Genomic DNA, 26933 nt, shown 5'->3' with positions numbered 1-26933 from the left:
ATGCACAACCTCATCATTCGGGACGGAACCAGTCAGGCGATGCGGGCGCTGCCTCCATTGCAGGACGGGTATTTCCGTCTCGACGAGATGACGTTTCACGAACTGCTCGACATCGTCGTCGAATTCGCATCGCTGGTGCGTTTCCATAACGGCAACGACGAGCCGCAAGGGGATTGGTCGCCGTTCTTCCGGGCGGACGAAACGGTGGTCATGAGCCGCATCCTCGCCTTCGACCTCACGCGCGAGACGGAGCGCTTCGCCCAATGGTGGCGCGATACGCCGGAGTACGACGGCGTGGGTGGCGCGAGCGGCGAGGGGACCGGCTTGCGGTCGATGTTGCGGGCGTCTCCCGTTCCCGAACTGATCGTCACGCTCAATGACTGGTTCGAAGCGCTTTCGCAGGCGCAAAGCGATAACGGCCTCGGGCTGCGCACGGTGCTGCGCGCAGTCATCATGCAACTGAGCCGACGTCAGTCGGGCGTGCTCGGCGCGCTGAGCTCGGCGCACCTGCAAACGCCGCTCGATCCGGTATGGACGGAAGCGCAGACATCGGTCGTCGCGTATGCCGCCGAGGGTGACGCACACGCGCCGACGTCATCGGCCGAATCGATGGCAACGCCGGCTGCATCGACATTGACGAAGGCGGACGTGCGCGCCGATTTCCACGCCTACATGAAGGCCATTGAAATGGTCCGCAAGGAGGCGTTGTCGCGATTGCCCGCGTCGTTGCATAGCGGCAATCACGACCCGGCCGTGGGTATGCTGATCGCTTTCGTGAGGCAGTTCGAGAAGCTTCAGAGCAAGCTCAACGGCTACACCCAGAAGTTCATCGACTTCTATTACGAGCGCATGCTCGGCAGCACGCCGCGCGGTGTCGTGCCCGATCACACGTGGCTGGTGCTGCGCCGCAACCCGGACGCGCGTGACGTGCTGGTGCCCGCCGGCACGGCATTTCCGGCCGGGATCGATGCCCACGGTCGCGACATCCTCTATCTGTCCGAAGACGCGCTGCGCGTGAGTGGCGCGCGCGTGAGCCGGGTTCAAACGCTCTTCCTCGATCACAACGGCTACAGCATGCCGGAGAACCTGCTGCCGGAAGATCCCGGTGCGGGTGCCAATGGACGGAAATGGCCGACGGCCGCGTGGTTCGACGAAGTGCCCTGCGCGCCGCCCGGTACCGAACACTCACAGGCGTGGCCGATTCTCGGTGCGCCCAAGCCCGGTGCCGGTATTCGTCCCTACGGACAGGCGCGCATCGGATTCGCACTGGCCAGCAAGGTCCTGTTGCTCAAGGAGGGCGAGCGGATCGTGACGCTGACGATCACGTTCGCCGACGATAAACTTGTCACGCAACTCGGACAGGTGGCCGATGCGGTGTTCGGCAAGAGCGATGAGGTTGATGAGACCAGGGAAAGGTCGGACGAGGCATCCGAAGCGATGCATCTGCGACGCCAGGACCTCTATCTCAAGATCCTTCGCAGTCTGTTCTCCGTCGCGCTCACGGGGGAGACGGGCTGGATCGACATCGCAGGCTACGTGCCGGGACTCGAAGACCGCGAATTGCGATTGAGCTTCGTGCTTCCTCCGCAATCGCCATCGGTCGTGCGTTACTCGCCCACGTTGCACGGCGAGCAGTTCGACGTCGAAACGCCGCTCCTCAGATGCCTCATCAACCCCGGCGCGTATCTGTTTCCATACGGCCTTTTGCGCAATCTGCCCGTGACGGGGGCGCGGATCGACGTCGAGGCCCGAGGCTGCCGCGATCTGGTCCTGTACAACAACATCGGCCAATTGAGTGCCGCGACGCCGTTCGCCCCGTTCGGACCGCTGCCGCGTCTTGGCAGCTATCTGGTGGCTGGGAGTACGGAGATGGCCGTCAAGCGCATTACACGCTTTCGTCTGCGCATCGAGTGGGCGGACTTGCCGCGCGTGACGGGCGGGTTCGGTACGTGGTACGACGGTTATGACGTACGGCTGGCTAACGAAGACTATCTGGCGTCTGTGGAAGTGCTCGCGAAAGGCGGGTGGCTGCCGGCGGGCGAGGCCCCACGCCCAGTGGTGCCGCTCTTTCACACGCGTGTGACACCCGGCAAGGGGGAGCGGATCGACAACACCATCGTCTGGGACGCCGGGCACCTGGCGTCGCTGTTCGAACCCGATGCCGGGGTGAGCCCCGCGCACCCGCTGACCTGGGGGCCGGGCGCGAAGAACGGTTTCTTCAAGTTCACCTTTGCGGCACCGGCGTTTGCCTTCGGTCACGAAGCGTATCCGCAGACGTTGTCCACGACCATGCTCGCGAATTCACGCAAGCGCATGTGGCGCAGGGCGCGTCCGATGCCACGTGCGCCGTACACCCCGATCGTCAACACGATTTCGTTCGATTACGCCGCGACGGGCGCCATCAGCGTGGACCGCATCGCCAATCGCGATGAAGACGGGCGTTTCCTCCATCTGTTCCCGGCGGGCTGGGAATCGCTTGACATGACGAGTTACCCCGCGCCGGAGTTGCTGCCGCGCTTCGAGGACGCCGGGAATCTCTATGTCGGTATCGACGCCAGCGCACTGGGCGAACCCGGTGAGACGCTAACGCTGCTGTTCCAGTTGCGCGCAGACTCCCGGCCCGTCGCTGCACCGGTCGTGCACGATGCTGACGTCACGGATGCCGCTGACCCAGGGCGTCCGGCCGGTCTGCACTGGAGCTATCTCTCGGGCAATGTGTGGAAGCCGTTGTCACGGCGGGACATTCTGACCGACGGCACACATCAGTTGATGACGTCCGGCATCGTCACCCTGCGGGTGCCTGCCGACATCGGCAAGCGCAACACGGTCATGCCGGACGGGCTTTACTGGCTGCGCGTGAGCGCCGATCGCGACATGGAGAAGTATTGCAGCCTGTACGCCGTGCATGCGCAGGCCGTACAGGTAAGGCGGGGGCCGGACGTGCCGCAGGAAGCGCCGATGGTGCTGCCCGCCGGGACGATTACGCGCAGCCGGCGGCCGCTGCCCGGGATCGTCTCGCTCGTCCAGCCGCTGCCGTCCTGCGGCGGGCGTCCGCAAGAGACCCGCGAGCAGATGCGTACGCGCGTGAGCGAGCGTCTTCGTCACAAGCAACGGGCCGTGACACCGGCAGATTTCGAGTCGCTGATTCTGGAAGCCTTCCCCGAAGTCTACAAAGTGAAGTGCTTCGCCAATCTGTCTACGAAGCACGGGCCGCATGATTGCGTCCGCCCCGGTCAGGCGCTCATCGTGCCCTTGCCGTACTGGCCCGCCGTGAAGGACGCCGAGCAGATGCCGATGCTCGACGGCAACTTGATCCGGCAGATCGCCGAGTTCGCCAACGCCTTGTCGTCGCCGTGGGCGGACGTCTCGGTCGAGAACCCCGTCTATGAGCGTATTCAGGTGCGATGCAAGGTGCGCTTCACCGACCGGGCGGGTAACGGCTTTTATCTGGCACAGCTCAATGCCGCGATTTCACGCTACCTCACGCCGTGGCAGGACGACGTGGGTTATCGCACGCATTTCGGATGGTGTATTCGCCAGCACGACATCGAGGCCTACATCGGGTCGCTGCCGTATGTGCAGTACGTCTCCGGATTCTCGATGCTTCGGATCGCGACGGTGGCGAGCGGCGCCGAGGCTGCCGAGCTGGCCGCGACCGACATGCAGACGTTCACGCTGTCCGACACCGCACGCCGGACCGGAGACGCAACGGGGCCGCAGACCGACATCGTCCCGCTATACCCGTGGAGCATCGCGATTCCCGTGGCCCATCACGCCATCGACGCGGTGGACGACGACAAGGATTACGAGGGCGTGCCGACCACGCTGAGCCAACTCGAAATCGGCACCACCTTCATCATTTCGGATGACGACCATGAATGGAAAACCGATCGCCCGGCGTAACCGGGACACCCTGCGACGCAAGTTCGGTAATGGCGAAATGCCGTCGGCGACGGCGTTCTCCGAGCTGATCGACTCCATGCTGAACATCGTGGACGAAGGCTTCGACAAGACACCTGTCGACGGCCTTAAGGTGTCGCAGCTCAATCAGGGCAAGCTGCTGAGCTTCTACCAGAACATCGATCTGAAAAGCCCCATCTGGACGATTCAGCTCGACGGCGAAGCCGGGGGGCTGGCGTTCGGTAACGGCGACAACCCCACGGCGCTGACACTGCGTCAGCTAGGTAAAGCCGACGTCACGGCCACGGCAGCCGCAGACAAGGCCGCGCCAGCCGTCGGATTCGAACTCGACGTGGCCGGCCGTGTCGTTGCCGACGGGCGACGTGGACGTCCCGGTGCACGCGCGGTGCAGGCGGACGGGAAATGGCACGACATTACGGACCCGCTCACCGGCTGTCAGGCCTTCGAGATCACGGCTGGCGTGGGCAAGCGGGGCAGCGGGAAATTCGCGGTGATGCACGCCTACGCCGTCATGGCCTACAACGGCAAGGGGGACATCGACTATCGTCAGTCCCATTTCGGCAGCAAGTGCAACCGTCTCCAGCTCCAGTGGGCAGACGCGCCGGATGGCGCCAAGCATAGCTACGTGCTGCAAATGCGCGTGGGGTGTCCGTACGACTCGGCGCGCGACGCTGCCGGTGCGCCCAAGACCTGGGTGACGTACTACCTGACCACGCTCTGGTTCGATCCGGAGATGACCGGTAGCGCGACGGACCCCGAACCCAAGGGGGCGCAATGACCATGACCGCCACGTCGGGTACAACGGGCAGCAGCGCGGCGCCCGCTACCGTAGACATCGTCCTCACCGCGGACGACGCGCAGTTGCTCATGAGCGCGCTGAGCGAGCTTCCGTTCAAGCGGGTCTTCGAGCTGATCGGTATGCTGAACCGGCAGGCCAATGCCGTCACCCCGGGCGCGCCGCTGGTGTGTTCGCTCGATCCGGGCGCATTCGCGCTGATCGTGGAGGCCCTCGGGCAACTGCCGTATCAGCGAGTACACGTGTTGATCGACGACCTGAAGGCACAACTGCACGCCGCCCGTGCTGCTGGCGAACGCACATCGGGCAGCCCCGTGCGCGCCGCACGTCATTCCGGGCGGGTGCCCGGCGTGAGGATGCCATGAACGCCCCCGAGTCCATCGCCCGTCACGACGGCGCCGGGTCCGATCCTCATGGGCTCGATTTCGATGCATTGCGTCGCGCGGGCATTGCGACGTTGCAGGCGTTGTGCGGCGAGCGCTGGACCGATTACAACCTGCACGATCCGGGCGTCACGATTCTTGAGCAGTTGTGTTACGCCATCACGGAGTTGGGGTACCGCTCGGACTTCCCGCCGGAAGACTATCTGGTCGGCGACGACGGACGGATCGACTACCAGCGTCACGCACTGCATCCGGCAGACGACATCCTGCCAAGCGAGGTGCTCACGTTCGAGGACTATCGCAAGCGCTTCTACGACACGATTCCCGAGCTTGAAGACGTCTGGCTCACGCGAGACGAACGCCCGCTCGACAACGTCCATGCCGCGCACGGTCTGTGCCGTGTCGCCATCAAGCTCAACGACGCCCTTCAGGACAACGCGGACGACGTCACCCGCGCGAAGCATGAAGCCGCCGTATGTCTGCGCGTCAGGGAAGTGTTCCATGCGCATCGGAATCTGGGCGAAGACCTGTCCGATGTCGTCGTCGTGCCGGTGCAACCCGTGTATCTGTGCGGCGAGATCCAGATTCACAGCGAACGGGATCCGGCGTCGATCTTTGCCGACATCTTCTTTCAGTGCGCGCGCGCGGTGCACTCGGGCTTCCGGATCGAGCGATACGTGAAGGCATTCGATGCCGGCATTCCGCTCGAGACCCTGTTTGCCGGGCCGCGTACGGAGCATGGCTACGTGGCGAGCACCGGCGCGCAGGCGCAGGGCGCGCCGATCGCGCTGGCGCGCCTCGTCGGGCTGGTGCAGGCGGTCGATGGCGTGGCCCACGTGCAGCGTCTTGCGTTGTGCGATGCCGACGGCAAACCAGTGAACGGCGACAGCATGAACGGCACATCGGGCGGGGTGTTGCGGTTGCGGTTTCCGAGCGATGCGCAGGGCAGCTTCCTGCGGCTGCACTTTGCGAGCGGTGCGGTCGGTGGCGGCACGAGGGCGCAGGCGTCGAATGGCGGCAACGAGCACCGCCGGGAGGAAAAGTCGCGGGTAGTGCTCGACGACGCTCGCGTAGCGCTGGCCAAGGCGCGCTTCGAATTCGATACGCTGCGTAACACGAAGCAGTCGGTGGCGGGCATCGTGCCGGCACCGCAGGGTGAGCCGCGCGCGCTGCGTGATTACTACTCGATTCAGCACCAGTTTCCGGCGATCTACGGCATCAACCGATTCGGCGTGCCGCCCACGGCGCCGCTTGCGAATCGGGTCAGTGCGCATCAACTGAAGGCCTATCTCTATCTGGCCGAGCAGTTGATGGCCAACTATCTGGAAAACCTGCAATCGGTCGGCCGGATGTTCTCCGTCGACACGTTGTACGAAACCTATTTCTCGCAAACCATCGACAACGACGCATTGCCTGATATCGAGGCGTTCTATACCGACGCCCCGGCAGCCGTGCGCAGCCGCCTTGAGCGGATCGTGTCGAGAAAAGACCGGGCCGAGGACCGCCGCAGCCGGTTGCTCGACGTGTTGCTCGCCATGTATGGCGAGACGTATTCGCAAAAGTCGCTGCGACGCTTCGACGACTATCAGGACGCGCACGGTGCGCGTTGGCTGATCGACAACAAACTCGATTTCCTTCGTCACATCGCGACGCTGTCGCGGGACCGGGCGTCGGCATTCGATATCACTGCGATGGATGTGCGTGCCGACGGTCGGCCCAACGTGGCCGGGGTCCACGCGAAGATTTCGATCCTGCTGGGCTTGCCGGCCGAACCGCCGCGTGCGCCGCTGAGCGACGCGTTGCTGCGCTGGCACCTGCGGTTGCAGTCCGACGCTACGGCGACGAAGACGAGCTACGAGCATGCGGCGGCACGTCTCATCGTGCTCAAGTCGCAGGGCGAGCCGCCGTCGGCGGCGGCGGCGCACCGGAGCGAAGCGCATACCGCATCGGGAGACACCTTGCCCGGCGGCCTGCTCGTGCATGGCGTGCGTCTGGAGAACTATGTGCTCAGGCAGCATGGCGACGCATTGCACGTTCATTTCCGCACGCACGATCCCCGCCTTGGCGACGCCACGAACGGGAAAGCGGCCGACGAGGTGCAACTGGCGCGGTTTCATGGGGATGAGGCGGTGGCCTACGCCGACCGGTACGTCGCGATATTGCGCGAATTCCTGTGTGAGCTGAATCAGGCGTCGGAGGGTTTCTATCTGGTGGAGCACGTGTTGCTGCGTCCGCATCGGCTGTCCACGCAAACCGAAGGGGAGACGGAAGCGCAGGCGCACGAAGCCGCGTCGTTCTTCAACGCGCGCGTGAGTGTCGTCTTCCCGGCATGGACGGCGCGATTCAGCGATCCCGATTTCCGGCTGCTCGCGCAGGAGACCGTCTGCCGCAATCTGCCCGCGCACCTGCTGCCGGAATTCCATTGGCTGGACTACGTCGCCATGCGCGACTTCGAGCACCGCTACGGGCTGTGGCGTGCGCGACTTCGGGAGCGGGAGACGTCGTCGTCGCCGGACCGGCTCGACGCTGCGAGCGCCAGCCTGCGCGCGTTGCTGATGCGCCGCCGTCGGGCGCATCACCTCACGCTTTGGGTGTAGCGGTGCAGGCCCGTCATCGGATCCGCAAGCTCGACTTCGACCTGACGTTCGCGTCTGGGGAGATGGGCATGTCGCAGGGTGAACCGCTTCGTGCGCTGGTCGTCGAGCGTTTGCTGCCGGTGATGGCGTCGGTGCTCGACGATGCGGCCCGCGACCTCGGGATCCATCGTATCGACCGGCTCGACATCGATCTCGGCGAAGTCGAGGCCGAAGCGTTGCCCGACGTGTTGGCGGAGCAGTTAGCGTTGGTGCTGGCTGAGGTGCTGGGTGATGGGCGTGGGCGGGAGGAAGGGGGCGAAGGGGGCGAAGGGGATGATGGGCGCGCGGGGAGCATCGAGGGCTCCGAGCGACATGAGGAACATGAAGACGTTTCGATCGCGCCGGTGCCGTTGAACGCCAACCACGGGGCGGATGATCCGACGGATAAGACCCGCGTACCGAAGGCCCGCCGATTCGCGACGCAGGCGGACGCCGACGTCGCGGATCTCATGGCATTCCTGACGCACGGTCTGGCAGTGGGCGACGTAGCGGGCAACTCGCGTGATGGCTATCCCGGCAGGCACGCGGACACTGAGCGGCCTGCTCGCGTGTCCGATGTCGCGGCTTCCGGTGCTTCCGATGTTGTGGCGTCGGGGGCTTCGACGATGACCGGGCGTTCGGTCGCCTCGGTCACGCCTGTTGGCGCGGTCGCCTCGGCTGAATCCAGTGAATCGACCTCTGCGACCTCGGGCGTTAGTTCGGCTCGCTCCACGGAATCGGCGGCATCCGTGGCATCGACGGTATCGGAGGTATCGGACGATCCACTAGACCGTCTGCTCGCTCGGGTGCTTGCAGGCGGCGTCGAGAGCGTTCGTCGGCAAATTCAGGCAAGCGCCTCGCCGGAAGTCTTGATCGAACGCCTGACGAAGCAGTTTTCGGCGAGCAACGTCGCGGCAATGATCGGGGCGCTGTACCCAAATGCCGCGCCCGAATGGCTGCGCGAACTTGATGCGCTTGAGTTGCTGTTGGTCACTGCCGGTTGGCGTCCAACGTTGCGCGCAGACGCACAACGGGTCGCGAGAGCGAGATTGATGGTGGCAGGCCTGCGTCTGTCGGGGACCGGCGCGCAATCGATGCCCTGGCATGACGTTTGGCAGGCCGTGCTTTCCCGCGCTCGCCTCAGTGTCTGGCCAGGCACGAACGAGGAAGCAACGGCGAGCATTCGGGCGGTGTTGCGTGCCGCGACCTTGGGGCGAACGGGGGCACTGCCGTCGCCAATGATCGACGCGTTGCACCGGGTGAGTCAGACGCTCGGCACGCCCGTCAGCATGGTGCCAGAAGCGACGCTTCACCCTTCTGACCGCGGCACCCGACACGTGGCGGGAGACCCGTGGACACCTCCATCCGACGCGTCGACGCTCGAGGCGAGGGCGACGACGCATAGTCCTTCAAGCGGCGCACGGGTCGCCCGATGGAAAGCGTTATTGGCAGCCGCCTTTACGCGCGGGCAAGCCGAACCGCTCTATAGCGTCTGGCCGCAACTGATGGAAAACCATCCCGTCCTGCTAAGCGAGGCGCTGCATCACTACCTAACGGTCCCGGACTTGCGTGAGCGCGTCGCCTCGACATTCCCGTTGTCGATGCTGGAGGACATGCTTGGACTGCTCCTGTCTCGTTTGCTGACGATGACGACTGACGACCTCACGACGCCGCCGGGTACATTGACGTCACGCATTCCGACGCGATCGGGTACTGAGGACGTGGCGGGGCGCGAGGCGACGGTGGCCCTGCAAGCGGCCGCGCATCTGTCGACGACCGGGGGCGGATTTGCCGGCGCAGATGCGCGCAGGCCCGAGACACGCATCGAAACGGAGATGATTGGCGGGCGTGGTGCGGACAGCGACAAAGGCGGCGCATACCGGGAAAACATGACCACAAATCCGATGGCGAGTGCGCATGTCGGAGTCATGGCGGACACGGAAGCGGATACCAGCATAGTTGGCCACAACAGCAAGGCAGACGAGGAAAACGCGAGCGTAAATCTGACGGCGCGTGCGCATGTTGATGTCAGGACGGGAACGGAGGCGGATTCAAGCGTAGCTATCCACAACAGCAAGGCAGACGAGGAACACCTCACCGGTTATGCGGCCACGAGCATGCATTCAGAAGACGCAACGGACCCGGATGCTGCGGCGGATTCCGGCGAAGTTGCGCTCGCAGAGACCGATATGAGTGATGTCGGGATCACGGCCATTTCTGAGTCAATCACGAGCGAGACGCTGACCACCGCATCGGGATGGCGCCGTGTATGGTCCGGCGACGTAGCGTCCTTGGTGCATGGGGCGGCATTCGCTGCGCATGTTTCCCACGACAGGACGGTGCAGACGCAACGCTCGTCGGGTGACGGACTTGAGGCGTCAGGCACGCCGAAGATCGCATTTGAAGCCGCCGCCTGCGCGCCCTCGCCGGATACGGCGACCGGTGAGGCGCGGCGTTCACCCGCCATGGATCATCCTCAGTCCCCCCCTGAACCGGAGCGTTTGCCCGGCGTTCAGCGAACGACGGCGCCAAGTCCGGTGCTAGTCGCTGCGGGCGATTCCGAAGGGGCCAATCGGTCGAGTTCGAACGACACGACGGACGCATTGCCGCTTGCCGTCGATAACGCCGAAGCCGCGTCGATCCCGGAGGCGCTACCGGCGCATGAGCGCTTCATCCGCGCGCTGCTGAGTGGCTCCCCGGAGGCGCTGTTCGAGGATTGGCAACGATGGCTGACCAACGAAAGTGATGCGCTGTCCGGCGTCTGGCGCCATTACGCGGGGTACGACACCGTGTTGATCCGCGTCGTGCACGGTTTCCCGGAAGACATGCTGGCCGATCTCGCGACGCTTCTTGACCCCGCGGCCTTGTCGCTCTGGCGTTCACTCTCGGCGTTGTCGTGGGACGTGTTCAATGAGGGCGATCCGTCCAATCCGCTGCCCGGCAACGTCTCGCCAGAGCGCCTGATCGACAGTGACATCCCGCGCCTGACCACCGGGAGTGACGATGCCGAGAGCGTGCCGATGGGGACGGCGGTCAGTGCGCCTGACGTGAGCGGCGCACGGGCGAGCGATCGGTCCTCATCGACGTCCCTACCCATACTCCCGTCGTCATGGAGTTTCGAGGCGTGGAAGCGAATCGTCTGGCACGCTGTATTTACGCATCTGCGAGGCGGGGGTGCTAACGCTTCCATCACCCAACTGAGCGCGCTCGTCCATCGCGCGGCCGCAGCGCCGTGGCAGCATCGATTGATCGATCAGTGGCTTTCGATGCCGGTCACGGCAACGCCTTCGCTGCGACTCGAACGCCAGACGAATCGCGCGACGGAAAGCGCAAGTTCGGCAGTACCGTCCACGAACTCGCCGACAAGGGATGTTGCCATCTCCGGACATGACGACGAACGAGCGGACGCCTCTCCGAACGGCAGTCAGATGCCAGTCGTCATCGGGACACAGGGGGTGAGCCGGGACGGAGCGTCATCCATCGCTGATCGCAGCGATGCGCCAATCGCATCGTCCACCGAGGCGCTGCGACGCCTGCTGGGTCTCCGACGCGACGTGCTGCCGCAAGGCGGCGATCTGACGGGTGAGACGGCGCGACTGACAGACGCACAGCGAGCAACGCTGCAACGTGAGCTTGCGACCGCCCATCCTGCGCTGACCGCCGGTGCGGGAGACCTCACCGCCACCGACTGGCAAGCCATCATCGACACGATGATCGCGACGAGCGACGTGATTCCCGTCGAGCATCGTGACGTCCTCTACCATTCGATTGCCGCGCATGCGCCAGACGATGCCACAACGCCGCCGAGTGCGGTCGCCCGGTACTTCGCCAGGGTCGCGGCCGCGCTCGCCAGCGATAGCGTGCTGGAACTGGAAGCGTTAAGCGAAGCCGCGTCCGACGATGCGCAAGCATTGCCCGACGATGCGACTGACACTGAGTCGCAAATCCGGGCGCACGACGCGGCGACGACACCTCAGTTGCCGGGTGCTTTCCCCACATCCCCAAAAAACGCAGAACGAGATGGGCCTCCGGCATCGGCGCATTTGGCATCTGCCGCCGCGCCATCCGAAACCCAAACCCGTCGCACCGCCATGCCAGACGACTTCATCGACTACCTGACTTCCTCGGCATTTCGTTCCGCACAACTGCCGCCGTCCGGATTCGATATCTGGATACGGCAGTCCGTCTATTCCGGTGCGCACGTGTTGCGTCCGGTGATTGCGCTGGCCGCAAACGATGAGGGGCTTGCCGGACGGTGGCTGGATATCATCCCGCAGCCGTTGTGGCCCGGCCTCGCCCGGCTGTCGTCTCGTGACACGCCGCAGGTCGCAACGATGCTGCGTCTCGCGACGGATATCGCCGAGATGTGCGCGACGTCCATGCAGACCATTGCGGCGTCGGATTTACCTCGTGTGCGCTGGCTAAGCCTGTTCCCTTGGTTATTCGCCCCGCAGCGTCCGTTCGATTCGGCGGTGTTCGCCGGATCGGTGGTGACGCGACTGGCGCGTCATGCCGGTGTCGAGGCGCCGCCCGCGCTGATCGCTCAAGTCCAACAGCAAACAGGAATCGACATGCGTTCATCCCCTTCGAACACGAACGAGGCGGCCGCCCAAACGCCTTTCGATGTGCCCCACGCCGGGATTGTCCTGATGTGTGCGTTCATGCCCGTGCTGTGGGAATTCGTCGAACTCACTCACGACGGACGCTTTGTCAGCGAAGCCGCTGCCGAGCGTGCGGTGCTCTTGCTGTATTACGCCGGTACGGGGCAGACCGAAGCGCCGGAACATGAGTTGACGATGCACAAGCTGCTGTGCGGTGTGCCGTTCGCCACGCCGGTGGCGCGTCACCTGGATATCACGGAGAAGGAAGCCGAGACTTGCAATCGGATGATCGACGCCATGCTCCACCACTGGACTGCGCTTGGCAATACCTCACGCGCCGGGCTGCGCGAAGCGTTCCTGCAACGTGACGGTCGGTTGTCGCTGGCCGAAGACGGCTGGCATCTGGACGTGCGCCGCCTCACTATCGATGTGCTGATGCGCCAGATGCCGTGGGGTATCTCCACGATTCAACTGTCGTGGATGGAGCAACCGCTATGGGTGAACTGGACATGACGTCTGCACCGACCGCCGCCAACGCGCTGGCTGCCAACGCCGAGAGCCTGTCGCGAGAAATCGCGTGGTTCGGCGCCGTGCTCGAAACCCGGTTGCACGCCTATTTCATGCACGAAGGCGTGCCACACGATATCCACGGGCATGCGCCGCCGACGCTAACCGACGATCCCTCGCCGTTTGCCCAGGCGCTGGTCGAGTACGGTCTCGCGGACGATTTCGACGCGCGTGTCGTGCTCATGCTGGCCATGCTGCCGCATGTAAGGCCGCAAGCGCTGGATCTGCTGTTCACGCAGAACAAGAACACCGAGCGCCAGTTCACGGAGTTCGGCGGATGGCGTGCGCAGCATCACAGCGGGTTGCTGCCGACCGGTGAGACGGCGGCGTTCGTGCTCGCTGGCGACGACTTGTCGCGCCGCTTCGAGGTGCTCGACCTGTTCGACACGGATCACGTGTTTGCACGGGCGGGCATCCTCCGGCTGGAGCGCCGGGCAGACGGCGAGCCCGCGCTGGCCGCAGCGTTGCACGTCGAGCGAGACTTTCTGGAGCGCAGCACGTCCGGGCGCGAGCACAAGCCGGATTACAGCGCGGGCTTTCCCGCCAAACGCATCACCACGCAGCACGATTGGCACGATCTCGTGCTGACGCCGGACGTCATCGACGAAATCGATCAGATTCGCCAGTGGCTGGATGGCGGGGAGGCGGTCATGCGCCGCTGGCAGCTCGACCGGATGATGAAGCCTGGTTTTCGTGCGCTGTTCTACGGGCCGCCGGGTACGGGCAAGACGCTCACGGCCACGCTGCTCGGCAAGGCGGCAGGCGTCGACGTCTACCGGATCGACCTGTCGAAAATCGTCTCGAAGTACATCGGTGAGACCGAGAAGAACATGGCCAACGTGTTCGATCAGGCGCAGAACAAGCGCTGGATCCTCTTTTTCGATGAGGCGGACGCGCTCTTCGGCAAACGCACCGAAGGGAGTAGCGCCAACGACCGCCACGCGAATCAGGAGGTCGCGTATTTGCTTCAACGCATCGAAGACTATCCGGGCGTGGTGCTGCTCGCCAGCAACCTGAAAGGCAATATCGACGAAGCGTTTGCACGACGCTTCCAGAGCGCCATTCACTTTCCCATGCCCGACGACGCCCAGCGGCTTCAGCTCTGGCGCAATCTCTTCCCCGAGCGTCGGGGGCTGGCGGCGGACGTGGACCTCCCCGGGCTGGCGAGCGCCCATGTGCTCTCTGGCGGCGCACTGCTCAACGTGGCGCGACATGCCGTGATGTGGGCCGATCGCGACGGGCGCGATACCGTCACGCAGGCCGATTTGCAGCGCGCCATCCGTCGCGAACACCTCAAAGAAGGACGCACGATCTGATATGAGCCACGTCGACTTCATGGGACGCAGCGCCCGGCGCAGACGAATCTCGTTGCTGGCCACCGGAATGGCGGGGCTGACCCTGTCGCTGGGGGCGCTGGCATCGCTCATATCGCTGCCCGCTGTGGCAGCGGTGCCGTCGGCGGCGAGTGCCGCGACGTCGTCGCCTGCCGGACACCCGGCATCGGGGCCTGCCGCTGCGCCAATGGCTGTGTCTGCGCCGGTCGCGCTCGCCCCGGCGTCTGCCGTCGGGGGCGCTTCCGCTGTGTCGCCACCGGCCGCTGCCGCATCAACGCCTGCGGCTGCGCCACAACCCTCTGCCACACCTGCTGCACCTCCTGCATCTGCCACGGCGTCGGCAGCGAGTCCCGCGACGTCCGCTTCGCAGCCCTCGACCGTCTCGCAGCCGTCAACCGTCAAAGGCGCGCCCACACAAGCCGTCGCCGCGCCCGCAGACACGCCGTCGGTCAAGGTGTCGCGTATGGCGCCGCCCATTGGCAGCGACGGCAAGCCGATGACGCCCGAGCAGGCGTGGCGCATTGTCAATACCGTTCAGGTCACGCCGGAGCCGACCTCCGGCCCGTCCACCGTCCTGATTTCCGCCGATGTGGTGCGTCATCTGGCGCCGGCCACGCGACGCGCCATTCAGCAGGCGCTCCTCGTCATCTATTCGGAAGACCCGGCCTACCTTCAGGCTTATCGTGAAAGCACGCGGCCGCTGTCGGACAATCTCGTCGGGCCGATCACCTTGTCGTGGCTCAATCGCTTCTGGCTCGACTTCAAGATGCAGCCGGTCGGCAACCTGACCAGTGCGTCGGTGCAGGCGTTGCTGAAGTTCGCGTCGATCGTGCGGGCGCATCCGCAATGGAAGGCCGATCTGGTCGGCGCAGACCTCGGTCGCTGGATCGACGGGTTCGAGCCAAAGGAGCAGGCGCGCTACTACCAGATTCGCCTTGCGGGCACGGACGACGAGATCGCCGCCATGCTCTGGCTCTATCACCTGGATACCGACGGGAATCGCAACGCGGGCCCTGATCCGGACCGCGCCCTGCTGACGATCTACAACTACACGCTCGACGCCGCCGACTTCAGCCTGCTGGCGTCGAAATCCAAGGTCATCGACCATCTTTCTGCCTTGCAGGACAAGGTCTATCTGAATCAGCCGCTGTTCGATGCCGCCGTGCTCGACGCCCTCAAGGACCTCGGCAAACGTGCCGAAGCCTATCTGCCGGAAGCCCGTGCCGTGGCCGTCACCACGACGTACCAGCTCACGGACGCCTCGCTCCAGCAACTCCGCAACGACAACCGTGTGCCGACGGAAATCGTCGACGCCGTCTCGGGGCTTACCGAGGAGTACGCCAGTCAGGCCGATTTCAACGAAGCGATTCTCGACGCCACCTCGGAGATCAAGACGCCGGTCGATCCGTACGTGCCGGACATCGTGCGCGCCGCGCAGTCGCAGACCACCTACGTGCTGACGGCGCAGGCGCTCGCGGAGCTGGCGTCGAGCCGCCGCAACGAGTCGGTGCCGCCGGTCGTGCTCGACATGCTGGGGGGATTGCAGGGGTTGCAGTATCCACAGTTGTGGCTGTTCGACCGGGCCGTGATGGCGCGCTTGCGCGAAGGCGTGGGCGCTTGCCCCACGGGCATACCGGGGAGCGTGGCCGATGCGCGCAAGATTTCGTCCGATCAGATGCAGCAGTTGTCAGCGGTGCTGCGCGACCCGGCGCTGTTTGCGCAGCTCGAAGCGCTCTGGCGTAAAGGCACGTGCAGCAACGTCGAGACCTTGTCGCTGCCGCAACTGATGCAGGCGCTGTATGACCGCTTCCGGCCGTCGCTGGTCGCGACCGCCCGCAAGCGGCCGGTGTTCGACCCGACCCGGCAGGTGAGCTGGAGCGGTGACGGTTGCGGGTGTCTGTTAGACCATCTGCAAGGCACCGTCTATGGTTTCTTCCCGTTCTGGATGGCCGGACCGAAGCAGAACGTCGACTTCAGCACGCTCACGCGTATCGGCTACTACGGTGCAACGTTCGACGATACCGGCGCGCTGGTGCAAGCCAATTACGGCAGCAATTTCGTGGAGTTGTCGCAGACGTCCGCCTCGTTGCCCGGTGACTTCGTCTCGGTAGCGCAACGACATCAGAGCGACGTGCAATGGGTGATCCAGCGCAACGACTGGCGGACCTGGACGCGTCTGGACAAGGATCGCAAGGTGGCCGTGCTGAACCGGCTCGGCGCGGACATCGTGAAGCTGCTCTCGACCGGCTTGCGTAACTGGACCGCGTCGGTGTCGAACCATCTGCCCTTCGGCGCGCGCTTTGCGCCGACCAACGGCAGCGGGGTCGTGCTGTTTTTCGACGGCTACCCGGAAGATCCCGTGTCGGTCGTGGTGTTCAACCAGTTCGTTGACCAGCTTCGCACGCAGTTGCGTCGGGCGAGGGCAGGGGATCGCATCGACATTCTCGTGCGCCACGATCGCGTGGGGCATGGCATCTACACTTACTCGAACCTGCTGCAACTCGTGACGGACACCGACAAGAACGTTTCGACCGACCTGCTGGCGCGTGTCGACCGGGACCGGAACCGGCGTCCGAATTTCCTCGTGCTGCTCGATGAACCGACGACCGACTCGAAGAAGGCGCTGCGCGAGTCGGTCGAAGCCGGACTGCATGGCGAGGATCGTCGCACGGTGCTGCGCCAGATCATTCCCGTCATCACGTTCGATAACGACAACTGGCAGCAGCTTCAGGACGATATCGTCTACGCGCAGGACAACTTTGGCGGTATCGGTTTCTGGCCGATGCCACTTCGCTCCGCGGCGGTGGAGGCGTCGAAAACCGATCCCGCCGTGCCGTCAGCAGCGTCGCTAATCCCCAAACCGACGGAAGGGGTGCAGGCCTGCACGATGACGCGCAGCATTAGCGAATGTCTGGCGGATCACTACCAGATTCCCGCAGGCGCGCAGTCCTCGGCCGTTTGCAAGACGGTGTGCGAGAACCTGTTCGCGTTCCGGCTGGCAACGAAGATCGCCTTGCTGTTGCTGATCGGGTGTGGCGTGGCGTATTACGTGTCGTGCCGCTGGCGCGAGTGGATGACGCGTTACTATCACGCGCCTTCGCTTGCCATTGCGGGGATCTGGATCCTGCTCAGCCTGGCGCTGCTGTTCTGCGACCCGTTCTTGCGATGGCTGGCGCGCGGCTACATGATCCCGATATTCCTCCTGCTGTTCATCGTGGCGTTGATCGCGTGGTACCAGTACCAGCTCAAGGCGCGCGATGATCAGCCTTGAGTACGGAGACGATCGCCGCGTCACGGAATTCGGCTATGCTGGCGGCTAAAACAAAAATCTCGCGGCGCGTACATGTCTATCCCGGCGGTTTTCATCAGCATTGCCATTCTCTCGTGTGTGATGAGCGTTGCCGTGCTCGGCTCACTGTTTCAGGCGCATGTCCCGGGCGTACGGCTGTGGAGCGTGGCGAGCGGCCTGCTGGCGCTGACGTCCGCATTGCTGTTGATAGGAACCTCCGACGTCATCGTCGCGACATCGAGCAGCCTGCTGATGATCGCGTCGCTGCTCGGCGTGCAGGGATTTCGCCAGTTTTTGAGCACGCGAGCGAGCTACGCATGGGAATACGTCGCACTCGCCGTGATCCTCGCACTGCTGATCCACTGGACGTTCGTATCGCCCCATGTCGATGCACGCAGCGCGATGATTTCCGGCGTCATCGCGTACGTACGGTTCAACATCGGCTGGATGGTATTGAAGTATCGGCCGCCGGGCCGTCCCAAGTACGCTTATTACTTCGTTTCGGTGGCGGCAACGCTGGGGGCGGTGGTGCATGCCGTGCGCTCCTTCGCTTATGCCGTGGGGCTGGCGCATGAGACCGTGTTTCTTCAGCCAACACCGCTGAATGTCCTGTTCCTCGGCATGGCGACGCTCACGCTGCCCTGTCTGTCCGTCGGCATGGTCCTGCTCGCGCATGACCGGCTCGCCGACCGGATGGAGCGTCTGGCAACGTTCGACGATCTGACGGGGGTGCTCGCGCGGCGGGCGTTCATCGCGCGTGCGGAGGCGGTCGTCGCTCGCACGGCGGCACGTTCGCCGCTGTCCATCGCGATTCTGGATATCGACAATTTCAAGAGCGTCAACGACCGGTACGGTCACGCGTCCGGCGATTTTGCGTTGGCGCACGTGGCGTCGCTGATCTCGCAGTCCGTACGGGCTAACGATGTCGTCGGGCGTATCGGGGGCGAAGAGTTTGCCGTGCTGCTGCCGGCGGCGACCCGCGAGGAAGCTGGCCGACTCGTTGACCGATTGCGTCTCGTCGTTGCCAGCTCCGGCTCCTGCGTTTCCGGCCGCGACGTCACGCCCACGTTGAGCGCCGGTGTGGACGCGTTCGGCGAGAACGACACCCTGGCGAGCGTCATGGCAAGAGCGGACGCGGCACTCTATGCCGCCAAGGCACGTGGCAGGAACTGCGTGGTTGTCGCGACCGATGGCGGGACGATCCCGGAGGACGATCGATATCCGCAGGTGGTCGGTGGGCAAGCCGCCGGGTGAGTGTCATCCGCATGGCAGCAACCGTTTCGACGACTAATACCATCATCTGATGTTCCGGCAAGGGGCGCTCGACTAGTCTTTCGTGGGGTTGCACAGTGCACCTCAGTTAAAGGACTCCGACCATGTCTAATGCCAAACTCGAAGTTTTGACCCCTCAGAACAGCCAGCTCATCATCATCGACCATCAGCCGCAAATGGCATTTGGCGTGCAATCGATGGACCGGCAGGCGCTGAAGAACAATGTGGTGGGTCTGGCCAAGGCCGCGAAGATTTTCAATATCCCGACGACGATCACCACGGTCGAGAGCGAATCGTTCTCGGGGTACACGTATCCCGAAGTGCTCGACGTGTTCCCCAACGCAAAGACGCTCGAACGCACGTCGATGAACTCGTGGGACGACCAGAAGGTGCGCGACGCCCTGAAGGCCAATGGTCGTAACAAAGTGATCGTCGCAGGTCTCTGGACGGAAGTGTGCAACACGACCTTCGCCCTGTGCGCCATGCTCGAAGGCGGCTACGAGATCTATATGGTGGCCGACGCCTCGGGCGGCACCAGCAAGGAAGCGCACGATTACGCCATGCAGCGCATGGTACAGGCCGGCGCCGTGCCGGTGACGTGGCAACAGGTGCTGCTCGAATGGCAACGTGACTGGGCGCATCGCGACACCTACGATGCCGTGATGAAGCTCGTGAAGGAGCATTCGGGCGCTTACGGCATGGGCGTCGACTATGCCTACACGATGGTGCACAAGGCAACGCAACGCACGGCAACCGCCCACGAATCGATCGCCCCGGTTCCGGCGCGCTGATCGGTCGTTGCCTGATCACGCGGTTTGCCCCTGTCTTCGGCGATCCTGCTGACGGCGGGGCGAGCCACGTTCTTGCAACGTTGTTTCTTCTCCAACCGGGATGAATCATGCGGCTCCCGAATCCGTCATTACCGTCCACTGAAGGCAACGATTACCGGCTGGCGGGCTGGATCGCGCGGCTCGCCATGCTCTTGCTATGCGCAGCGTACCTTCAGGGCGGACTGGTCAAACTCTTCGATTTTCCCGGCGCGGTGGCCGAAATGCGGCACTTCGGTCTGGCGCCCGCTGCACCATTGGCAGCGGCGACGATTGCGCTCGAATTGGTGGCGTCGCTCATGATTCTGACGGGACGAGGGCGCTGGCTGGGCGCGATCGCGCTGGCGGTCTTCACGCTGATGGCCTCATTCCTGGCTAACGCGTTCTGGCACGCGCCGCCCGACGCTCGTTTCATGATGGCAAACGGCTTCTTCGAACACCTCGGCCTGGTCGGCGGCTTCCTTCTCGTCGCCTGGCTGGATCTGCGCAAGAGGCGAGATCGTCCGGTTTAGCGGGTGGCCAGTGCCTCGTTCAGTCTCAACATCGGCGTAGGAGGGGGACGATCGAATCGCCTTGAAATCGGCAAAAATTTGTATAAACTCAAAATAAATCGCCATTTATTTGAGTTTATTGTGAAAAAATCTCTGCGTGCCGACTTGCTGCCTTTTGAGGCGGAGGAGGTCGTCACAGCGCTGGGCGAGACGGTGGCCCTCGCGCGACGTGCACGTGAATGGACGCAAGCCGATCTCGCCGCCAAGATGGGGACCAGCGTGAACACCGTGGTCAACATCGAGAAGGGACGGCCTTCGGTCAGCTTCGGTCAGGTGCTGAACGCCTTATGGGTGCTGGACCTATTGGGGCCCCTGCGCGACGCTATTCGCCCGGAAGACGATCCCGTCATCCAGCAAGCCGCCATGACGCGCCTGAAGCGTGGCAGGAGAGTGCCACATGGCTGAAGTACGTCCATGGCAACAGAACACTCGATGAAATCGAGCGGATGGACCTTGCCGTTGGCGACGGTGTCGGGGCCATCGAAGTCTGTCTGCCCGAGCAAATCGAACGAAAGGTCGATTTTGAGCCGCCGAGCGAGGACGAGCTTCTCCAACGATTGGAAAACACAGACGTCGGCGAATCCATCACCGGGCTGGTTCGTCAACTGACGGGCGATGAAGACGGTACCAGTCTCGGTGGGGAAAAGCCGAAGCTGACGATCACCCGAACCATCGATGGAAGCACCGAATGGTGGATCGCAAAGTTGCAGCCACGTAATGGCGCTCGCCTTTTACCCGCGCGTGAGTATGTCGCCATGAAGCTGGCGAAACGATGCGATATCGATGTCGCCGACGTGAGCTTTGCGCGGATCGGTGCACACGAGGTTGTACTGGTGAAGCGATTTGACCGTAACGTCGTTGAAACCGGTGTCGAGCGTTTCCTGTTTGCCAGTGCTGCAACAGTGCTCCGGCTGGGAAGTGACGCGGCGACGGGAGACCAGGATCGCTCCTATCCCAAACTCGCTCACGAATTGAGTCGATGGTGCGGGGATCGGCATCAAGGCGCGGCCGACCAGCAACGCGAGCTATGGCGCCGGATGGCGTACAACGCTCTGGTCGGCAACTACGACGATCATCCACGCAACCACGGGCTGCTCAACAGGCAAGGATCGTGGGCGCTGTCGCCCGCCTATGACATCGTCGCCATGCCGCAGACGCGTCTCGTGCAGGCCATGGCCGTGAATCGGAACACACGGGTTGCATCACCGGACAACCTGATTCTCGATGCGCCACGCTTTGCGTACGACCACGCCGAAGCATGGGAGACACTGCGCAGCATGGCAGCAACTGTCAACGCATCGTGGCGTGAACTGTACGCCGAGGAGTGTGGTCTCGGTGAAGAAGATCTTGAGCGACAACGGTCGGCGTTCCAGCTCGCCGAGGGGATCGTGTCAGGCACAATGACGATCGACCCTGCAATGTTGACAGGGCGTCGAAGACGCATCGGCCGCCCTGCTTGACTCCGACAAACCAAACAAAAAAGCCGCCGGACATCGTGCCGGCGGCTCTTTTGCATGACAACGTTGACGACGGGATCAGTCGTCCAGCGGCAAACCGCTGCGATCCTTGACCCGCGCGACCGCCACGAGGGAGACGAGGGCGCAGGCGATCATGAAGAACACCACCGGCACGTAGCTGCCACCGAAGTAGGCCACAAGCGCCGTCGCGATCAGCGGCATCGGGCCGCCCACGAGCGCCGCGCCGATCTGATAACCCAGCGACATGCCCGTGTAACGAATCGACGGCGGGAACGCCTCGGCGAGCAGCGTGCCGATCATCGAACCGTATGTCGTCCAGATCACGCTCAACCCTACGCCCACAGCCACTGACGCCAACAGAATCGACTTCTGATTGAGCAGCCAGAAGTACGGCCCGATCCACACGATGAACGCCACCGTCCCCCAGAGAAACACCTTCTTGCGGCCAATCCTGTCCGACAGATGGCCGAAGTAGAGCATGAACGGGAACGCAATCAGCGCGCAGACCAGCACGATGTTCAGAATGTCCGACCGCTGGAAGCCGTGGCCGATCATGTACGAAATCGTGAACGTCGCGTAAAGGAAGAACGTCGACGTTTCCACCACCTTCGCGCCGATCGCGATCAGCACTGCCCGCCAGTGGTCCTGCAACGTTTCCTTCAGCGGAATCCGCGTCTCGGTGCGCGTGGCCAGAATCCGCTTGAACGACGGTGTCTCGCCCACGGCGTTACGAATCCACATGCCGATCAGCACCAGCACGATCGAGCCAACGAACGGAATGCGCCAGCCCCAGCTCTGAAAATCGGCGTCGCTGATCGAGTTGCTCAGCAGCGATGTGATGATGTTGCCCAACGCCAGACCGAGCACTGCGCCCGTCTGCGGCACCGCGCCATAGAAGCCGCGACGATGACGCGGCGAATACTCCACCGCCAGCAATACGCCGCCACCCCATTCGCCGCCGAGCGCGAGTCCCTGCATCAGCCGCAGCAGCGAGAGCAGGATCGGCGCCCAGACGCCAATCTGGTCGTAATTGGGCAGCAGTCCCATGAGCACCGTCGACATCCCCATCATCGTCAACGTGATGGCCAGCGTCTTCTTGCGGCCGACGCGATCCCCGATGTGCGCAAAGATCACGCCGCCGAGCGGACGAATGACGAAAGCCAGCGCGAACGTCGCGAGCGCCAGCAGATTGCTGACCAATGGGTCCGTGCTGGGGAAGAACTGCTTTGCGAAGATGATGGACGCCATCGTTCCGTAGAGGAAGTAGTCGTACCACTCGATCGTGCTGCCGACGGCACTGCCGAGCAGCGCACGACGGCGCTCGGCGTCGGGCACCATCGTTTCTTTCATCGCAGACGTCAGGCTGGGGGTGCCTGCGCTGTTGGGCGCGATTCCGCTCATTGTCTCCACCTTGTTTTTTAATGACCGGACGAAGTCTACAAAGGCGGGGCGCGTCAGTACACTGAAGGTTGGCGTTAGCGCTATAACTTTCTCTCAAGGCTGGCGATGCCTGCACGTTCCAGCATCATGTGAGAGACGCATACCGGGTGGCGCCGTTGGCGACGATGGCGTCCATCAGCATACGGGCGCCATGGGATGTGGGGGCGCCACGGCGCGTCACCAGTTCGTACGGCTCGCTGAGCGATGAGAGTTGCAGCGGGAGCGTACAGGCCACGCCGTGCTCGGTATAGAAACGGGCCACGTCGATCGATACCAGTGCGACCAACGCAGGGTTCTTCTGCAACAGCGAAACGGTGGCGAAGGCCGATGTCGTTTCCAGTAAATGTGCCGGGAATCGCAAGCCGGCGTCGTGGAATTCCCGCTCCAGCAGTCGACGCATCGGCATGTTCGCCCGGTAGACCACCCAGCGGTAGTCGGCAAGTGTCTCCAGGGAGACGCTCGCCGCATTGGCCAGCGGGTGGGCCGAACTGGCGATCACCGCCAGCGTTTCGTCCTGCACGAACACGCTGTCGTAGAGGTACGGCGTCTGACTGACGCTCGTACGGCACACGGCGAGGTCGAGCCGGCCGGCGTCGATCTGGCTGAGCAACGTGGCGCTCGTGTCCTCCACGATTTCGATGGACATTTCCGGCTGCACCTCGCTCACGGACGTAATGGCATCGGTCAGCAACGGCACGGCCCCCATGATGACGCCGACCGAAACGCGTCCACCGTGGCCGCGCATGATGCCGACCATCTCTTCACGCAGATGCGCGAGATCTGACTGGATCAGACGCGCATAGCGAATCACGCAATGCCCGACGGCATTGGGCTCGAGCCCGCGGTTCGAGCGCTCGAACAACGCCGTGCCGAACGTCGTCTCGATCTCATGCAGCGCCTTGCTGGCCCCCGGCTGCGTCATGGCAAGTTGCTTCGCCGCCCCCAGCAACGACCCGTGCTCCTCGATGGCGATAAGCAGACGAAGCTGCTTGACGTGCAGCCGGGAGATGATCGAGTTAAGGGAAGGGGGCGTCATTGTCTTGATGAAAAGTTATATCGCTATCAAATGCTGTCAATATCGCCGCGACGTGATGGGCCATACACTGCGATATCGCTGCGTGAGCATAGCGCTCCTATAACTTTTCGTCATCCACTATGTCCCTCATCAACTACATCACCCAGATCCAGTTCGGCTACGACACGATTCGTCTGCTCGGCAGCGAGTGCGAGCGCATCGGCATGCGCCGCCCGCTGATCGTGACGGACGCCGGTATTCGCGCGGCCGGGCTGCTCGATACCGTTCTGGACGCATTGGGCACATTGGGCGCGGATCAGCCGATACCCGTCTTCGACCAGACGCCGCCGAACCCGAACGAATCGGTCGTACGCGAGGCCGTCGCCATGTACCACGCCAACACGTGCGACGGCGTCATTGCCCTTGGCGGCGGCTCGTCGATCGATCTGGCCAAGGGGGTGGCGGTGTGCGCCACGCATGAGGGGCCGCTTCAGAAATTCGCGGTCATCGAGGGCGGCGTCGCGCGTATTACCTCGGCAACCGCACCCGTCATTGCCATTCCGACGACTGCGGGCACCGGCAGTGAAGTCGGCCGTGGCGCCATCCTGATCCTCGACGACGGTCGCAAAGTCGGCGTGATCTCCCCGTACGTCGTGCCGCGCGTGGCGATCTGCGATCCGGCGTTGACGCTGGGCTTGCCCGCCGGGCTGACCGCCGCCACCGGCATGGACGCCATCGCACACTGCATGGAGACGTTCATGGCCCCCGCGTTCAATCCGCCCGCCGACGGTATTGCGCTCGACGGCCTGTGGCGCGCGTGGCGTCACATCGAGCGGGCGACGCGCGAGCCGTCCGATCGCGAGGCGCGCCTGAACATGATGAGTGCGTCGATGCAAGGGGCGCTGGCATTCCAGAAAGGGCTGGGATGCGTGCACAGCCTGAGCCATTCGCTGGGGGGCATCAATCCTCGTCTGCATCACGGCACGCTCAACGCTATCCTGTTGCCTGCCGTGATCGCGTTCAACCATGCAGCGCCGTCAATGCAGCAAGACGCGAAACTCAACCGTCTGGCGCAGGCAATGGGCCTAACATCGGGCGACGACGTCGGTCCGGCGGTTGCCGACATGACGGCGAAGCTCGGTCTTCCCTCGGGGCTTGCGGAACTGGGGGTGACTCGCGAGCTATTCCCGCGCATCATCGAGGGTGCGCTGAAAGATCACAGCCACAAGACCAACCCGCGAGAGGCCTCCCCCGAGGATTACCGCGAGATGCTGGAAGCGTCGATGTAAAACGCGGCGAGGCGCGCGGATGTCCGGTGCGCCTCACCCCATTGCCCAATTGTTCTCAGGAAATTCATATGGTTACGTCAGGATATGCAGACACCCGGCTTCTGATTAACGGCGAGTGGTGCGATGCCGCCAGCGGCAAGACGCTCGACGTCGTCAACCCGGCAACGGGCAATGTCATCGGTAAAGTCGCGCATGCGGGCATCGCCGATCTGGATCGTGCCCTCGATGCCGCACAACGCGGATTCGCCGTCTGGCGCAAGGTGCCGGCCGCCGAGCGTGCCGTCACGATGCGCAAGGCTGCCGCACTGGTGCGCGAGCGTGCCGATTCGATTGCCCGTCTGATGACGCAGGAACAAGGCAAGCCGTTCGCCGAAGCACGCATCGAAGTGCTCTCCGGCGCCGGCATCATCGAATGGTTTGCCGACGAAGGGATGCGTGTGTACGGCCGCGTCGTGCCGTCGCGTAATCTGAGCGCCCAGCAGACCGTGCTCAAGGAACCGATCGGCCCGGTCGCCGCGTTCACGCCGTGGAACTTCCCGGTCAATCAGGTCGTGCGCAAGCTGAGTGCCGCGCTGGCCTGCGGCTGTTCGTTCCTGGTCAAGGCGCCGGAAGAAACCCCGGCATCGCCGGCGGCGCTGCTGCAAGCGTTCGTCGACGCGGGCGTGCCGGCCGGTGTGGTCGGCCTTGTCTTCGGCGATCCGGCGGAAATCTCCAGCTACCTGATTCCGCATCCGATCATTCGCAAGGTCACCTTCACCGGCTCGACGCCGGTCGGCAAGCAGCTGGCCTCGTTGGCCGGCCTGCACATGAAGCGCGCCACGATGGAACTGGGCGGCCACGCACCGGTGATCGTCGCCGAAGACGCCGACCTCGCGCTGGCCGTCAAGGCTGCCGGTGGCGCCAAGTTCCGCAACGCCGGTCAGGTCTGCATCTCGCCGACGCGTTTTCTGGTGCACAACAGCGTGAAGGACGAATTCGCGAAGGCGCTCGTCAAACACGCCGAAAGCCTGAAGCTGGGCGACGGTTTGGCCGAAGGCACCACGCTCGGCCCGCTCGCCAACGCACGTCGCCTGACGGCCATGAGCCACGTGATCGAGAACGCCCGCAAGACCGGCGCGACGGTCGCGACAGGTGGCGAGCGTGTCGGCTCCTCCGGCAACTTCTTCGCGCCGACGGTGCTGACCGACGTGTCGCTCGACGCGGACGTGTTCAACAACGAGCCGTTCGGCCCGGTCGCTGCGATTCGCGGCTTCGACAAGCTGGAAGACGCGATTGCCGAAGCCAACCGTCTGCCGTACGGGCTGGCCGGCTATGCCTTCACGCAGTCGTTCCGCAACGTGCATCTGCTCTCGCAGCAGATGGAAGTCGGCATGTTGTGGATCAACCAACCGGCGGCCCCGTCGCCCGAAATGCCGTTCGGCGGCGTGAAGGATTCGGGCTACGGTTCGGAAGGTGGACCGGAAGCCATGGAAGCCTACCTGGTGACGAAGGCTGTTTCGGTCATGGCGAACTAACGTCTCACTTTTCTGGCATGGCTTGACGACGCGGCGTCCGC

Annotated in this window: 16 protein-coding genes; 14 read left to right on the top strand and 2 right to left on the bottom strand. The window is 63.8% G+C overall.

All coding sequences use genetic code 11. The features are described from left to right. The 12 genes from PCA20602_RS04770 (at position 1) to PCA20602_RS04715 (ending at position 21616) form a co-directional block, all read left to right on the top strand. Positions 1-3903, top strand: a complete 3903-nt coding sequence (locus PCA20602_RS04770) for a baseplate J/gp47 family protein (RefSeq protein ID WP_150720213.1) — start codon at positions 1-3, stop codon at positions 3901-3903. Next, complete coding sequence (locus tag PCA20602_RS04765) at positions 3875-4699, top strand: hypothetical protein (protein WP_150720212.1); 825 nt, start codon at positions 3875-3877, stop codon at positions 4697-4699. Before PCA20602_RS04770 ends, PCA20602_RS04765 begins: the two co-directional genes overlap by 29 nt. Continuing rightward, positions 4696-5082: a hypothetical protein gene (locus PCA20602_RS04760; RefSeq protein ID WP_150720211.1), complete on the top strand. Its 387-nt coding sequence runs from the start codon at positions 4696-4698 to the stop codon at positions 5080-5082. Before PCA20602_RS04765 ends, PCA20602_RS04760 begins: the two co-directional genes overlap by 4 nt. Further along, a complete protein-coding gene (locus tag PCA20602_RS04755; protein ID WP_150720210.1) occupies positions 5079-7697 on the top strand; it encodes a hypothetical protein in 2619 nt (872 codons plus the stop codon). Before PCA20602_RS04760 ends, PCA20602_RS04755 begins: the two co-directional genes overlap by 4 nt. Positions 7698-7699: 2 nt before the next feature. Beyond that, positions 7700-12829 carry a contractile injection system tape measure protein gene (locus tag PCA20602_RS04750; protein WP_281354624.1) on the top strand — a complete coding sequence of 1710 codons (5130 nt, stop codon included), beginning with the start codon at positions 7700-7702 and terminating at the stop codon, positions 12827-12829. Beyond that, positions 12811-14199, top strand: coding sequence for an ATP-binding protein (locus PCA20602_RS04745; RefSeq protein WP_246182029.1), 1389 nt, complete (start codon positions 12811-12813; stop codon positions 14197-14199). The genes PCA20602_RS04750 and PCA20602_RS04745 overlap by 19 nt, the downstream gene beginning before the upstream one ends. A 1-nt stretch (position 14200) precedes the next feature. Further along, complete coding sequence (locus tag PCA20602_RS04740) at positions 14201-17488, top strand: hypothetical protein (protein WP_150720208.1); 3288 nt, start codon at positions 14201-14203, stop codon at positions 17486-17488. A gap of 72 nt (positions 17489-17560) precedes the next feature. Beyond that, on the top strand, positions 17561-18760 hold the full coding sequence (locus PCA20602_RS04735) for a GGDEF domain-containing protein (RefSeq protein WP_150720207.1): 1200 nt from the start codon (positions 17561-17563) through the stop codon (positions 18758-18760). A gap of 122 nt (positions 18761-18882) precedes the next feature. Continuing rightward, the gene (locus PCA20602_RS04730; RefSeq protein WP_150720206.1) at positions 18883-19569 is read left to right on the top strand and encodes a hydrolase; all 687 of its coding nucleotides are present in this window, start codon (positions 18883-18885) and stop codon (positions 19567-19569) included. A 107-nt stretch (positions 19570-19676) separates the two neighbouring features. Further along, the gene (locus tag PCA20602_RS04725) at positions 19677-20117 is read left to right on the top strand and encodes a DoxX family protein (RefSeq protein WP_150720205.1); all 441 of its coding nucleotides are present in this window, start codon (positions 19677-19679) and stop codon (positions 20115-20117) included. Between the two features lie 3 nt (positions 20118-20120). Continuing rightward, positions 20121-20561 (top strand): helix-turn-helix domain-containing protein, encoded by a 441-nt coding sequence (locus tag PCA20602_RS04720; protein WP_246182028.1) that lies wholly within the window; start codon positions 20121-20123, stop codon positions 20559-20561. A 41-nt stretch (positions 20562-20602) separates the two neighbouring features. Next, entirely contained in the window at positions 20603-21616 is a 1014-nt protein-coding gene (locus PCA20602_RS04715) for a type II toxin-antitoxin system HipA family toxin (protein ID WP_246182027.1), read from the top strand. Positions 21617-21691: 75 nt separating this feature from the next. On the opposite strand, the gene PCA20602_RS04710 is transcribed toward PCA20602_RS04715, so the two are convergent. Continuing rightward, complete coding sequence (locus PCA20602_RS04710) at positions 21692-23035, bottom strand: MFS transporter (protein ID WP_150720203.1); 1344 nt, start codon at positions 23033-23035, stop codon at positions 21692-21694. A 124-nt stretch (positions 23036-23159) separates the two neighbouring features. Continuing rightward, positions 23160-24110: a LysR family transcriptional regulator gene (locus PCA20602_RS04705; protein WP_150720202.1), complete on the bottom strand. Its 951-nt coding sequence runs from the start codon at positions 24108-24110 to the stop codon at positions 23160-23162. Positions 24111-24229: 119 nt separating this feature from the next. On the opposite strand from PCA20602_RS04705, the gene PCA20602_RS04700 reads away from it, so the two are divergent. Beyond that, entirely contained in the window at positions 24230-25378 is a 1149-nt protein-coding gene (locus PCA20602_RS04700; protein ID WP_150720201.1) for an iron-containing alcohol dehydrogenase, read from the top strand. Between the two features lie 68 nt (positions 25379-25446). Further along, complete coding sequence (locus PCA20602_RS04695; protein WP_150720200.1) at positions 25447-26892, top strand: NAD-dependent succinate-semialdehyde dehydrogenase; 1446 nt, start codon at positions 25447-25449, stop codon at positions 26890-26892. Positions 26893-26933 lie beyond the last annotated feature (41 nt).

The sequence above is a fragment of the Pandoraea capi genome, assembly GCF_902459735.1.
GTDB classification, from domain to species: Bacteria; Pseudomonadota; Gammaproteobacteria; order Burkholderiales; family Burkholderiaceae; genus Pandoraea; species Pandoraea capi.
Note: the sequence above shows the minus strand (reverse complement) of the source record. Positions and strands in the feature narration are given on the sequence as shown.